The 12,165-nt window shown below is 62.7% G+C and carries 12 protein-coding genes; 5 read left to right on the top strand and 7 right to left on the bottom strand.

Annotation, left to right across the window (positions count from 1 at the left end; translation table 11 throughout):
* Nucleotides 1–3: 3 nt before the first annotated feature.
* The gene (eat, locus tag C0V76_RS05460) at nucleotides 4–1,392 is read right to left on the bottom strand and encodes an ethanolamine permease (RefSeq protein ID WP_101941360.1); all 1,389 of its coding nucleotides are present in this window, start codon (nucleotides 1,390–1,392) and stop codon (nucleotides 4–6) included.
* A gap of 283 nt (nucleotides 1,393–1,675) precedes the next feature.
* On the opposite strand from eat, the gene C0V76_RS05455 reads away from it, so the two are divergent.
* The 3 genes from C0V76_RS05455 (at nucleotide 1,676) to C0V76_RS05445 (ending at nucleotide 4,261) form a co-directional block, all read left to right on the top strand.
* Nucleotides 1,676–2,653, top strand: a complete 978-nt coding sequence (locus C0V76_RS05455; protein ID WP_101941359.1) for a helix-turn-helix domain-containing protein — start codon at nucleotides 1,676–1,678, stop codon at nucleotides 2,651–2,653.
* A 65-nt stretch (nucleotides 2,654–2,718) separates the two neighbouring features.
* On the top strand, nucleotides 2,719–2,913 hold the full coding sequence (locus tag C0V76_RS05450) for a heavy-metal-associated domain-containing protein (protein WP_101941358.1): 195 nt from the start codon (nucleotides 2,719–2,721) through the stop codon (nucleotides 2,911–2,913).
* A 76-nt stretch (nucleotides 2,914–2,989) separates the two neighbouring features.
* Nucleotides 2,990–4,261, top strand: coding sequence for an MORN repeat-containing protein (locus tag C0V76_RS05445; protein ID WP_101941357.1), 1,272 nt, complete (start codon nucleotides 2,990–2,992; stop codon nucleotides 4,259–4,261).
* A gap of 46 nt (nucleotides 4,262–4,307) precedes the next feature.
* Here C0V76_RS05445 and C0V76_RS05440 read toward each other — a convergent pair whose 3' ends face one another.
* From C0V76_RS05440 to C0V76_RS05425, 4 genes are all read right to left on the bottom strand, one after another.
* Entirely contained in the window at nucleotides 4,308–4,922 is a 615-nt protein-coding gene (locus tag C0V76_RS05440) for an alpha/beta hydrolase (protein WP_101941356.1), read from the bottom strand.
* Nucleotides 4,923–5,056: 134 nt separating this feature from the next.
* On the bottom strand, nucleotides 5,057–5,533 hold the full coding sequence (locus C0V76_RS05435; protein WP_101941355.1) for a copper chaperone PCu(A)C: 477 nt from the start codon (nucleotides 5,531–5,533) through the stop codon (nucleotides 5,057–5,059).
* 49 nt (nucleotides 5,534–5,582) lie between these two features.
* On the bottom strand, nucleotides 5,583–6,107 hold the full coding sequence (locus C0V76_RS05430) for a YcnI family protein (RefSeq protein WP_216821659.1): 525 nt from the start codon (nucleotides 6,105–6,107) through the stop codon (nucleotides 5,583–5,585).
* A gap of 67 nt (nucleotides 6,108–6,174) precedes the next feature.
* The gene (locus tag C0V76_RS05425; RefSeq protein ID WP_101941354.1) at nucleotides 6,175–6,573 is read right to left on the bottom strand and encodes a DUF2946 family protein; all 399 of its coding nucleotides are present in this window, start codon (nucleotides 6,571–6,573) and stop codon (nucleotides 6,175–6,177) included.
* 87 nt (nucleotides 6,574–6,660) lie between these two features.
* On the opposite strand from C0V76_RS05425, the gene pap reads away from it, so the two are divergent.
* Nucleotides 6,661–8,142 (top strand): polyphosphate:AMP phosphotransferase, encoded by a 1,482-nt coding sequence (gene pap, locus C0V76_RS05420; protein ID WP_101941353.1) that lies wholly within the window; start codon nucleotides 6,661–6,663, stop codon nucleotides 8,140–8,142.
* 53 nt (nucleotides 8,143–8,195) lie between these two features.
* On the opposite strand, the gene C0V76_RS05415 is transcribed toward pap, so the two are convergent.
* Nucleotides 8,196–9,626, bottom strand: a complete 1,431-nt coding sequence (locus tag C0V76_RS05415) for a S41 family peptidase (RefSeq protein ID WP_101941352.1) — start codon at nucleotides 9,624–9,626, stop codon at nucleotides 8,196–8,198.
* A 204-nt stretch (nucleotides 9,627–9,830) separates the two neighbouring features.
* Between C0V76_RS05415 and aroG the strand changes: the two genes are divergently transcribed.
* Nucleotides 9,831–10,913 carry a 3-deoxy-7-phosphoheptulonate synthase AroG gene (aroG, locus tag C0V76_RS05410; protein WP_101941351.1) on the top strand — a complete coding sequence of 361 codons (1,083 nt, stop codon included), beginning with the start codon at nucleotides 9,831–9,833 and terminating at the stop codon, nucleotides 10,911–10,913.
* 62 nt (nucleotides 10,914–10,975) lie between these two features.
* Here the strand turns inward: aroG and proB are convergent, their stop codons facing one another.
* Nucleotides 10,976–12,091 (bottom strand): glutamate 5-kinase, encoded by a 1,116-nt coding sequence (gene proB / locus C0V76_RS05405; RefSeq protein ID WP_101941350.1) that lies wholly within the window; start codon nucleotides 12,089–12,091, stop codon nucleotides 10,976–10,978.
* Nucleotides 12,092–12,165 lie beyond the last annotated feature (74 nt).

Below are 12,165 nucleotides of genomic sequence, written 5' to 3'. Positions count from 1 at the left end.
CGCTTACTCGGTCTCGACCGCCAGGGCGGCCATCGGCGCAGCCGCGCGCTGGGCGTGGGTGGCACGGAAGTAGCCGTAGCCCACCGCCAGGATGCCGGCGAAGACGGCGGCCAGGAGCGGGTTGAACCAGGTGACGGTGATCAGGCAGATCACAGCGCCACCCAGCGCGATGGCGGGGAAAACCGGGAAGAACGGCGCCTTGTAGGAACGCGGCAGATCCGGCTGGCTGCGACGCAGCTTGAACAGCGAAGCCATGCTCAGGATGTACATCAGAAGCGCACCGAAGACCGACATGGTCACGATGTTGGCGGTGAGCGTCTGGCCACCGAAGGACAGTAGCTCGTCGCTGAAGATCGCCAGGATGCCGATCACGCCGCCAGCGATGATGGCGCGGTGCGGCGTCTTGAACTTCGGATGCACTGCGCCGAGCCAGCCCGGCAGGTAGCCGGCGCGAGCCTGGGCAAAGATCTGGCGCGAATAGCCGAGGATGATGCCGTGGAAGGAGGCGACCAGCCCGAACAGGCCCAGCCACACCAGCATATGCAGCCAGCCGGAGGATTCGCCGACGATCATCTTCATGGCCTGCGGCAGGGGGTCATTGATGTTGGCAAGCTTGGTCCAGTCGCCTGCGCCGCCGGCCATCACCATCACGCCAACCGCCAGCACCACCAGGGTGATGATGCCGCCGGTGTAGGCAATCGGAATCGAGCGTTTCGGGTTGCGCACTTCTTCGGCGGCCATGGCCACGCCTTCAATCGCCAGGAAGAACCAGATCGCAAACGGGATGGCGGCGAAGATGCCGGCGATCGAGGCCAGCGAAAATTCATCGACTCCGGCCCAGCCGCCCTTGGTGAAGTTGGCGAAGGAGAAGCCCGGCGCCACCACACCCATGAATACCAGCAGTTCGAAGATTGCCAGCAGGGTCACGCACAGCTCGAAAGTGGCGGCGATGGTCACGCCCACGATGTTCAGGCTCATGAAGACCAGATAGGCACCGACGGCCGCGATTTTCGGATCCAGCGCGGGGAACTGCACATTCAGGTAAGCGCCAATGGCCAGCGCGATGGCCGGCGGGGCGAACACGAATTCAATCAGGGTGGCCATGCCGGCGAGATAGCCGCCGGTAGGGCCGAAGGCGTGATAGCTGTAGGCGAAAGGGCCGCCTGCATGCGGGATGCTGGTGGTCAGCTCGGTGAAGCTGAAGATGAAGGTGCCGTACATCAGCGCAACGGCGAGGGTGGTGATCAGGAAGCCGAGCGTGCCGGCCGAGGCCCAGCCGAAGCTCCAGCCGAAATATTCGCCCGAGATCACTAGGCCGACAGCGATGCCCCACAGTTGCCAGGTGCCTAGGCTTGCCGCCAGCCCGTGCGGCGCTTGCGTTGATCCACTCATGATTGACTCCAGTCGAGTTGGTTTGGTGAGCGCATCGTGAATCAAAGCCTGCCGGGAGGCGTATCAAGTTTTGGCACGTCGATAGCAGGATTTGGCACAGCTTTGTTGGCACCGTACCGAAGCCTTTCTGCACCAGACGAGGGCGTATCTTTGGTGCGCAGGACGGCGCTTCCGCCGGCATCCCGCCTGCCCGTGCGCTTACCTCAACAGGTCATGCAATGATCAGGCCCGGTACGCCGCTTGCTTAGAGCTAAAGTATTAGGGGCTGCAGGATGTGACTTCCATGGATCAGTTTGTGAGGGACCGGGGCGACGCCCGGGAAGACTCGGCGCCGCGCGCCTTGCGCCGGGTGAGCCGGGCGCGTGATGCGGATGAGCATGCACTCAACCTTTCGCAATGGGATCAGCGTTACGACCAGCTCTCGGCGGGCGCGTTCGAGGGCGAGGTGATGGAGCTCTGGCTGCCCAAGAGCCAGATCTTCGTCGAGCGCGCCAATCGCCAGTTGCGCCAGAGTTGCGCAGCCTGGAAAGATTCCGTGTGGTTCGGCATTCCGGCCGCCGAAGACGGCATGATGTGGATGGGCAGCAAGCCCTTGGCGGCGGACGCGGTATGCGTGCGCGATGGCGGTGTGGAGTTCGATCTGCTGACTGCGCCGGACTTCGATCTATACGGCATCGTGGTGGATCGCCCGGCCTTTGCGAGCCATCTCGAAGAAACGGCCCGCCTCGACCTCGATCGCGTGCTCCAGCAGCGCGATGTGATCTCCCTCGTGCCGGCGCGCAAGCATCGCCTGTGCGCGGCCCTGAGCAACATCCTGCTGGACGCTGAGGCGGCGGGCGACGATCCGGCGCTTCTGCAGGCGCGGGTCTTCGATGTGCTGGTGGAGGTGCTGCAGCAAGGCAAGGCCTCGGCACCGGTCGCCCGGCGTTGCGTCTCTGCGCGTCAGCAGATCGTCAGCCGCATCCGCAGCCAGGTGCTGGCCAGCCCGGGCGAGGCACCGTCAATTCCCGATCTGTGTCGGGACCTGCATGTGAGCCGCCGCACTTTGCAGAACAGCGTCGAAGAGGTCACCGGCCAGTCGCCGCTGAGTTTCATCCGCAGCTTGCGTCTCAACGAGGTGCGGCGCGCCCTCAAGCAGGATCGCCGCAGCGCGATTTCTGCCGTTGCCTATTCCTGGGGCTTTACCCATCTGAGCCAGTTCGCCAAGGACTACCGCCAGCTTTTCGGCGAGCTGCCTTCCGAAGCCCGGCAGGAGCATTGAGCCGGGCTTGACCTTGCCCTCATGGCAGGGATGAATATGGTGCTTTTCCAGTCAGGAGTTGCACCATGTACGAATTCATCGTTCCGGACATTAGCTGTGGCGGCTGTGCCAAAACCATCACCCGCATTCTTGGCGAGCTGGATGCCAATGCCAAGGTGGATATCGACGTGGCGACCAAGCAGGTGAAGGTGGAAACCGCGCTGGCCCGTGAAGCCATCGTCAGCCGTCTGAGCGAGGCCGGTTTCGAGCCGCAGGCCTGAGCGGCACATCTCGCTTGACCGCGCGGGCGACCAGCACATATCGTCAAGGCATCTTCTCCCTTTGCAGGATGCCCCCATGGCTGTGCGCCGCCTGATCCTTACGCTGCTCTTCGTGCTGCCTGGCCTGTGTGCGGCTCAGGGCGCGGCGCCGCTGCCGCCCGAGCAAAGCGTGCGGGCAAGTGACGCGCTGTTCACCGGACGCTTCGTGATCGACCCGCAGACCCAGCTGATCACCGGTGAGCTGACGATCAAATGGGATAACGGCAACCGCTACAGCGGCCAGATGCGCGCCGGCAAACGCCATGGTCAGGGGCGCTTCGACTGGGCCAACGGTCAGTCTTACGATGGTGAGTGGCAAGACGATCAGGCTACCGGCAAGGCCCGCATCGTGTATGCCAATGGAGATCGTTACGAGGGCGCCTGTGTGGCAGGCCTACGCCAGGGCGGCGGCCGCATGCAGTGGACCAATGGCCAATCCTACGAGGGGGATTGGGCCAACGATCAACCCGAAGGGCGCGGCGTGCTGCTGTTCGCCAATGGCGACCGCTACAGCGGCGATGTCCGCCAGGGCTTGCCGCAAGGCCAGGGCAGCAAGCTCTTTGCGGCGACGGGTGACCGCTACGAAGGCCAGTTCGACAAAGGGCTCGCGCAGGGCGAGGGCCGCTATACCTGGCCCAGTGGCGACCAGTATGTCGGCCAGTGGCAGCAGGGGCGCAAGCATGGCAAGGGGCGTTACACCTGGGTCAATGGCGATTACTGGGAAGGCCTTTTCCGCGAGGATCTGCAGGCGGAGGGGCGCCTCTATTTCGTGCCCACGATCAAGCTGGATCAGGAGAGCGTGAACAAGCTGATGCAGCAGGCGCGTGCCGCCAGCGACAGTTTCGCCGTGCGCCCCGGCGGCCCCGAACCGGAGCGCGCGCTGGATCTCGAGCGCCTTGCTGCGATTGCGCAGGTGGCGGCCGAACTGGAAGTCTGCGCCCAGCCTGCCGCTAAACCTGACTGCCGCGCCACCACCCTCGCAGCCATCGCGGCCGGCCGCCACTTCGAGCACGACTGGCAGAACATGTTTGCCGAGAAGGGCGTGAGCTATGACGTCGATCGTCGCAGCAGCAGCGAGGCCGGCGTGGTCTTCTCCTGGTTCCGCTTTGCCGATTTCAATGCCAACCTGTTGCGCCATACCGGCATCAAGTACGACTGCCGCAGCCAGGCGCTCGAAATCCAGCTCATCTACAACTGCAATGGCAAGGCTTGCAGCCTCGACAAGAATTTCGATCGCTACGTCGGCAAGACCATTCCGGCCGCCACCATCAAGGGCTGGTTCAAAGGCGGTTGCGAGCGCCGGCGTTAGGCCCTGTTGGCAATCATCCGTGATCCGGCGAGTGATTGTTTAGACCCTAGGCCGTCACCGCCGCCTGCAGCCGGCGCAGGAGCGCCAGGCCCTGCGGCCAGGGGCCGTGGCCACTGTCGGTATTCACATGGCCTACCGCACCGAGGTTCAGGAAACTCAGGCCGAGCTGGTGTGCGAGGCCGCGCGCCTTGTCCAGCGTCATCCACGGATCATTGCTGCTGGCGACCAGGATGGCGGGGATATCCAGCATTTGCGTCGGCAAACGCTCACGGACGCCGAATTTGTCTGGATCGGCGGGGGCCACCAGCAGCAGGCCGGCGATGCGTTCTTCACGGCCGACGCTGGCGTGCAGGCTGGCCAGGCTGCCAAAGCTGTGGGCAACGATCCATACCGGTTCGCGGGCGGCGTCGATGGCCGCTCCGAGGCGATCGCTCCAGGCGGCGAGATCCGGGGTGGTGTTGTCGGCCTGCTCAACGCGCTGACTGCCGGGGAGCTGTGCATGCAGCCAGCTTTGCCAGTGGGCCTCTCCGCTGCCGCGCAAGCCCGGCACGATCAGCACGTTTGCATTGTCAGGCTCGGCACGGGCAAAGGCGCGGGCTGCCAGCGCATGCAAGGCGTGGGATGAGGTGGTGTGAGCGAGAGAGTGGGCGAGGGCGTTCATGGCGTGCTCTGCGTGAATCAATGTCCGCACTCTAGCGCCATCAAAAGTGTATTTTGAGTATAAGCTGTAATTCCTATAGTTCTATTTGGAATAAAAAGGCGCCCGTAGGCGCCTGATGGAACGCTGGTTCGGGTTTAGTGCTGATGATGGGATTGAGCAGGCATCGCAGCGCCCAGTCCTTCGATTTTCACGTCCACCGTGATTTCGCCGGCTTTCTCGAACTTCAGGCGCAGCGGGAAGCTCTCGCCTTCCTTCAAGGGGGCTTTGAGGTCGAGGAACATGACATGCAGACCGCCCGGCTTGAGTTCGACGCTCTGCCCGGCAGGCAGCTCGATGCCGTTCTCCAGTTTCGCCATGCGCATGATGTTGCCGTCCATGCGCATGGTGTGCAGTTCGACGAGCTTGGAGACGCCTGCGTTGGCGGACACCAGACGGTCCGCTGGCCCCTTGTTGTCGATCTTAAGGAAGCCACCGCCGGCAGCCGCGCCCGGTGCCGTGGCACGTGCCCAGGGCTGGCTGATGCGCAGATTGCCACTGGTGTAGTCGGCTGCCTGAGTGGCGCCAGCGCAGGCTAGCAGGGCAAGAAGAGTGAAGTGCTTGATGAATGACATGAGCGATTCCTTTGCAGGGGGCGGCACCTTCTGGCGCCGCGTGTGAGGATCAATGCTGGTGAGAGGGCTTGGCAGCGGCCGGGGTGAGGGTCAGGATGGCTGCCGGGAAAGCCGGCTTGTCATGCCCGGTCGGGATGGCCGCCCAGTCGTTTTCGCCCTTTTCGCAGTTCTGCAGCACGCGGAAGTAGTGCTGACCTGCTTCAGCAGGCAGGCTGCCGCGCAGGACGAACTCGTCGTACTCGGTATCCAGCAGACGCCCGCCGCTCCAGGTGATCACCGCCGCCCGCTCGGTGATGGGCTGGCCATGAGAGTCATAGGGCTGCAGCAAGGGCTCGTTCTGGATGCTGAGGGCCCAGCCCGGTTTGGGCATGGGTTTGGCGCCCACAAAGCCCGGGGGCAGGAAGACCGTGATGCGGGTGGTGGGCGAGCCCGCGCAGCCGTGGCCGACGCGGAAGACGGCCTTGTAAGTACTGCCAGCGATGGCACTGGCTTGCTCGAGGGTGACATGGGCCTGGGCGGCAGGCAGGATGCCGGCGGCAAGCGCCAGCATCGCCAGTAGATTGCGATAGTGCATGGAATTCTCCGTGTTGGCCGAAGGAGTGGCCATTGCCTTGCATCCCGCAGGATGCGCGTGAACGGGGTCAGGCGGAGAAGGCCGGCGGTGCCCGCGAATGGTAAGCGGCAGTGGCTGAACCTGGCAGGTGCAGCTGTGCGGCCGCCAGCGGCCGGGGCTGAAACAGATCGCTACGCAGTGCCAGCGTGAAATAGGCCGGAGGATTGAGCGCCAGGTGGGCGCCCGCCATGCACAGCGGGCAGCGCAGCATCTGCGCCTGCTCTTTTTCCTGGACAGGTTGGGTCTGCTCATCCAGCGCCACCCACATGGTTTGCTGCGGAATGCCTACCGCGCACAGGCTGGTGTAGAAACCGCGCGCAGGTGTCTGCAGCAGGCCGTGCACAAAGGGCAGGGCGGCATGCAGGAGGATGGCCAGCAAGGCCATCCAGACGATATTACGCTGGGGGATGAAGGGGCGACGGCTCATGGCGTGCTCTGGTTTCTGGCTAGATTATGCCTCAAGCAGGCTCTGCCTCTTGCCGCTAAGCTTCGGAACCCTTACCGGAGTACCTCCATGTTTGAATCCGCTGAAGTGGGCCATCGCATCGACAAGAAAAGTTTCCGCCAGCAGGAGGCGCTGTTGCGCAATGAGTTGCTGCTGGCGCAGAGCGCACTCGGCAAGCTCGGGAAATTTCCGGTCGTGCTGCTGATTTCCGGCGTGGATGGCGCAGGCAAGGGCGAAACCATTGCCCAGCTCTATGAATGGCTGGACCCGCGCTTTCTCAGCACTCTGGCCTTTTCCGAGCCTTCTGATGAGGAGCGTGAGCGTCCCGTGATGTGGCGTTACTGGCGCGCGTTGCCGCCCAAGGGGCGGATCGGCATTTTCTCCGGCTCCTGGTACTCGGCTCCGATTGCCGAACGCATCGCGCGCAAGCTCCCGCGCAGCGCGCTGGACAATCGCCTGGATGAAATCAACCGTTTCGAGACCATGCTGGTGAATGAAGGTGCGCTGGTGCTCAAGTTCTGGTTTCATCTCAGCAAGGCTGGGCAGAAGTGCCGTCTCGAGAGGCTCGAGAAAGATCCACGCACCGCCTGGCGGGTAACGAAGCTCTCGTGGGCGCGCATGAAAACGTACGACGAGTTGCAGGAGGTGGCCGGCCATGTCCTGCGTGTGACCAATACGGCTGCTGCGCCGTGGATCATCGTCGATGGTACGGACGACAATTACCGCAACCTGTGTGTGGGTCGGGCTTTGCTGGATGCGCTCAATGCACGCCTCGCTGTGAGTGTCCAGCAGTCTCCCCTGGCGGTCGCAGCACCGCTCGCCGCACGCATCGATGAGCGCAATGTGTTGAGCGCGCTGGATCTCGGGCAGCGTCTGGGCGAGAAGAAATACGCCCGCGAACTGGCGAAATGGCAGGGCCGCCTGTCAGAACTCTCTCGCCACAAGAAGTTTGCTGGCCGCTCCCTGGTGCTGGTTTTCGAGGGCATGGACGCGGCGGGCAAGGGCAGCGCCATCCGCCGCATCACCGCTGCGCTGGACCCGCGCCAGTTCCAGATCGTGCCGGTGGCGGCTCCTACCGATGAAGAGCGTGCCCAGCCCTACCTGTGGCGCTTCTGGCGGCATATGCCGCGCCAGGGGCGGGTTAGCATCTTCGACCGTTCCTGGTATGGACGGGTGCTGGTCGAGCGCATTGAAGGTTTCTGCGCGGAGGCTGACTGGTTGCGCGCCTACGCCGAGATCAACGACTTTGAGCATGAGCTGATCGAGGCGGGCTCCATCGTGTTGAAATTCTGGCTCCAGATCGACAAGGCAGAGCAACTGCGCCGTTTTCGGGAGCGCGAGAAAATCGAGCACAAGCGCTTCAAGATCACCGAGGAAGACTGGCGCAATCGCAAGAAGTGGAAAGCTTATCAGCAGGCTGCGGTCGACATGATTGACCGCACCAGTACCGGCAAGGCGCCGTGGATCGTGGTGGAAGCCAATGACAAGAGCTTTGCACGCGTGAAAATTCTCAAGGCAATCTGTCAGCAGCTTGAGCGCGTACTGGCTTGAGCAGGGCTGCGCGCTTCGGAGATCCGACCAGGCCGGATCTCCGAAGGCGGGGTTCAGCGCATGATGGAACTGCCGAGCCCACGCAGTGGCACGTCATCCTGCACGATCGCATCACTGACGCTTCCCGAACTCTGCAGTGCGAAGGCCACCGAAGTAGTCGGGCATGAACCGGTACTGCGATGGGTCAGGGCAGCAGCCAGCATCGCCTCCGAGCTGTTGCCCAGTTCGTGGCTGAAGTCGTCCGCCACCGTGCAGTTGGCAGTCAGGCCTGCTTCGTAGTCACCAAATCCCTTGGCGTTGAGGCCCTTGAAGGCGAGTGCGAAGTAGGCGTTGCCGCAGTTGTCTGTCTCATACATGCCATACGGCTTGCCGCAGGTTTTGCCGCCGATCGTGATCACTTCCACATCGATGCCACGCAGACCATTGATCACGGCTTCACTGGCCGAGCAGGTCGAGGACGTGGTGAGCACATACACCCGCTTCAGGCTCAGGGATGGCAGCGCCACGGCGAGACCGGTGTCGTAGTAGTTCAGCAGCTTGAGCGGCATGAAAGGAAAGTCGTAGTTGTCCGCACTGCGCTTGTCGTTGTGGACCAGGCGCTGGAATGTCTTGTAGCCAACGCTGTTGCTGGCATCCAGACTCTTGCTGCCCGCGATCATGTAGCCCAGTTCGCCGGCAATCGCCAGATAGCCGCCGCCGTTGTAGCGCATATCCAGCACCAGATCGCTGATGCCAGCCTTGGCAAAATTGTTGATGGCGCTTGCGAGCTTGGCCTCGGAAGGCTGGGTGTGTTCATGGAAGGCCAGGTAGCCAATTTTGGTACTGCCAGCGGTGAGGGTGGAGGCCAGTGGCAGCGGATCGGAACTGAAGCTGGCGGCCGTCAGGGTGACGGAAATGCTGGCGCCGTCGGACTGACGTACATAGGCCAGGCTGACCTTGTCTCCTACCTTTCCGTAGTAGAGCGCGTTGATCTGTGCGCTGCTGAGGTTGCTGCTCACACTGCTGCCATTGATGGCGGTGATCCGGTCGCCACGCTTGAGGCCGCCCAAGGCAGCCGGGCTGCCCGGCTGCACCAGTGCTACGCGCAGGCTCTGAGCACTGTCACGGCGGGTGTCGATGCCCACTCCGGTGGCGCTGCCGGACTGAAACATGGCGGCAGCTTCTGCTGCGGTGATCACGAAACTGAAGCGATCCTTGGCGGGTTGGGCGCGGCTGGTGAGATCAAGGAAGAAATCGGCAGGCTGGCCTGCGTAGGAGGCGGCCGTTGTTTGCGGTGCATCCTTGTAGAACAGGTAGTCGTTGTCGACATGATTGCGCACGAAGTTCAGTTGCTCCGTGTTGCTGCAAGTACTCGCGGTACTGCTGGATGAGCTGCTGGTGGCGGTTGCGGTAGTCGTGCTGCTACCTCCGCCACCCCCTCCACCGCATGCAGTGAGTACAAGTGTAGCCAGGATGAGCGGCAGATAACGGATACAGGCGTGCATGAAGACTTCCCCCCGGACTTTGTTTTTGGATGATATTTATTGAGGCCGATTATACGGACTGCTGCCCATATGTCATTTGTTCCGGTGGGTCGCTTTGATATCGGGCAAGTTGCGATTTATCGCATCGATAGCCTTGCGCAGGCGGGCTCAAGTGAGGTTCCGGGCTAGAATGAGGTCCTGATCCTGTTGTCCGAACGAAACATCATGAGTGCTTCCAACCAGCTTCACATCGACGATGTCCGCATCCGCGAAATCAAGGAGCTCGCTCCGCCTGCTCACGTGCTACGCGAGTTTCCGGCCACTGAACGCTCCGCCCAGACCGCTTTCGAGGCGCGCAGTGCGATCCACCGCATCCTGCATGCTGCGGACGACCGCCTTCTGGTGGTGATCGGGCCGTGTTCGATCCATGACACGAATGCTGCTGTCGAGTATGCCAGGCGCCTCAAGGATCAGGCTGAACGCTTCAAGGACGACTTGTTGATCGTGATGCGCGTGTATTTCGAGAAGCCGCGTACCACGGTAGGCTGGAAGGGCCTGATCAATGATCCGGGCATGGATAACAGCTACCGCATCAACGACGGCCTGCGCCTTGCGCGCAAGGTGTTGTGGGAAGTGAATGAGTTGGGGCTACCGGCGGCGACCGAATTCCTCGATATGATCACCCCGCAATACATCGCTGACCTGATCTCGTGGGGCGCGATCGGCGCACGTACCACCGAGAGCCAGGTGCACCGTGAGTTGGCGTCGGGGTTGTCCTGTCCGGTCGGTTTCAAGAACGGCACCGATGGCAACGTGAAAATTGCGGTGGATGCGATCAAGGCTGCTGCGGCGCCGCATCATTTCCTGTCGGTGACCAAGGCGGGCCACTCGGCCATCGTGTCGACCAGCGGCAACGAGGATTGCCACCTGATTCTGCGTGGCGGCAAGGAGCCTAATTACGATGCTGTCAGCGTCGACAAGGCCTGCAAGGAGCTTGCCGCCAGCGGCGTGGCTTCCAAAGTGATGGTGGACTTCTCGCACGCCAACAGCAGCAAGAAGTACGAGCGCCAGATTGAAGTGGGCAGGGATGTTGCGGCGCAGATGGCGGCTGGCGATGAGCGTATCTTCGGCATCATGTGCGAATCCCACCTCGTGGCCGGGCGCCAGGATCTGGTGCCGGGCAGGGCTCTTGAGTACGGCAAGAGCATCACCGATGCCTGCATCGGCTGGGAGGATTCGGTCGCTCTGCTCGAGACGCTGGCTGAAGGTGTGCGGCAGCGCCGCATCGCCCGTTCCGCTCAGGAATAAGCTGATCCGTAGAAAAAAGAAGGGCCGGGTTTTACCCGGCCCTTCTTTTTTTGCTTCGGCGCTCAGCGCAGAACCAGGTTGTCGCGGTGGATCAGCTCGGGCTCTTCAATGTAGCCCAGAAGCTGTTCGAATTCGTTGCTAGCGTGGCGTGCAATGCGCCGGGCTTCTGAGCTGGCGTAATTGCTGAGACCGCGCGCGAGTTCGTGCCCACTTTGATCCAGGCAGGCTACGGCAGCGCCGCGGCCGAATTCACCGCGCACTTCCGTCACGCCGATCGACAGCAGGCTGGCTCCTCCCTTGAGCGCCCTGGCGGCCCCCTCATCCAGCACAAAGCTGCCGGCCAGCTGCAGGTGATCAGCCAGCCATTGCTTGCGAGCGGCGAGCGGCGTGCTGCTGGCGTAGAGCAGGGTGCCGAGGGCTTCGCCGGCTGCTAGGCGGATCAGCGGATCGGTTTCGCGGCCGGATGCAATCAGGGTGTGCGCGCCGGAAGAGGCTGCGCGCTGTGCCGCACGGATCTTGGTGATCATGCCTCCGCGCGAAATACCGCTGCCGGCACCACCCGCCATGGCCTCATAGCTACGGTCTTCGGCCTGCCCTTCGCTGATCAATGTAGCCGCAGGGTCCTTGCGAGGGTCTGCGGTGTACAGGCCCTTCTGGTCGGTCAGGATGATCAGTGCATCCGCTTCGATCAGGTTGGCGACCAGTGCGCCCAGCGTGTCGTTGTCACCGAACTTGATTTCGTCGGTCACGACAGTGTCATTCTCGTTGATGATTGGCACCACGCCCAGTTCCAGCAGGGTAGAGAGCGTGGAGCGCGAATTCAGGTAGCGCAGGCGATCGGCCAGATCGGCATGGGTCAGCAGTAGCTGGGCGGTTTTCAGGCCGTACTGGTTGAATGCGCCCTCATACGCCTGCGCCAGGCCCATCTGGCCGACGGCGGCTGCTGCCTGCAGGGCATGCGTCTCGGCCGGCCGCTCACTCCAGCCCAAGCGCTGCATGCCGGCCGCAATCGCGCCGCTGGAGACCAGTACGATCTCGCGGCCTTCGGTTCTCAGTGCGGCAATCTGGCGCGCCCAGTCGCCGATGGCGGTCAGGTCCAGACCAGCTCCGTTGTTGGTGACGAGGGCGGAGCCTACTTTGACGACGAGACGGCGAGCGTTGCGGATGGCATTGCGCATGGTGTGTAGGGTGCGCCATGCGCACCTTCGTGCAAGGGGTTGAGAGCAAGATGCTGCGCTATGCGCAGCCTACG

It is taken from the genome of Uliginosibacterium sp. TH139 (assembly GCF_002855595.1).
Classification (GTDB): domain Bacteria; phylum Pseudomonadota; class Gammaproteobacteria; order Burkholderiales; family Rhodocyclaceae; genus Uliginosibacterium; species Uliginosibacterium aquaticum.
Note: the sequence above shows the minus strand (reverse complement) of the source record. Positions and strands in the feature narration are given on the sequence as shown.

Bases quoted from the DNA above. Each gene is read 5' to 3' on its own strand.
- eat (WP_101941360.1), bottom strand. From the start codon at position 1,392: ATGAGTGGATCAACGCAAGCGCCGCACGGGCTGGCGGCAAGCCTAGGC.
- C0V76_RS05455 (WP_101941359.1), top strand. From the start codon at position 1,676: ATGGATCAGTTTGTGAGGGACCGGGGCGACGCCCGGGAAGACTCGGCG.
- C0V76_RS05450 (WP_101941358.1), top strand. From the start codon at position 2,719: ATGTACGAATTCATCGTTCCGGACATTAGCTGTGGCGGCTGTGCCAAA.
- C0V76_RS05445 (WP_101941357.1), top strand. From the start codon at position 2,990: ATGGCTGTGCGCCGCCTGATCCTTACGCTGCTCTTCGTGCTGCCTGGC.
- C0V76_RS05440 (WP_101941356.1), bottom strand. From the start codon at position 4,922: ATGAACGCCCTCGCCCACTCTCTCGCTCACACCACCTCATCCCACGCC.
- C0V76_RS05435 (WP_101941355.1), bottom strand. From the start codon at position 5,533: ATGTCATTCATCAAGCACTTCACTCTTCTTGCCCTGCTAGCCTGCGCT.
- C0V76_RS05430 (WP_216821659.1), bottom strand. From the start codon at position 6,107: ATGCACTATCGCAATCTACTGGCGATGCTGGCGCTTGCCGCCGGCATC.
- C0V76_RS05425 (WP_101941354.1), bottom strand. From the start codon at position 6,573: ATGAGCCGTCGCCCCTTCATCCCCCAGCGTAATATCGTCTGGATGGCC.
- pap (WP_101941353.1), top strand. From the start codon at position 6,661: ATGTTTGAATCCGCTGAAGTGGGCCATCGCATCGACAAGAAAAGTTTC.
- C0V76_RS05415 (WP_101941352.1), bottom strand. From the start codon at position 9,626: ATGCACGCCTGTATCCGTTATCTGCCGCTCATCCTGGCTACACTTGTA.
- aroG (WP_101941351.1), top strand. From the start codon at position 9,831: ATGAGTGCTTCCAACCAGCTTCACATCGACGATGTCCGCATCCGCGAA.
- proB (WP_101941350.1), bottom strand. From the start codon at position 12,091: ATGCGCAATGCCATCCGCAACGCTCGCCGTCTCGTCGTCAAAGTAGGC.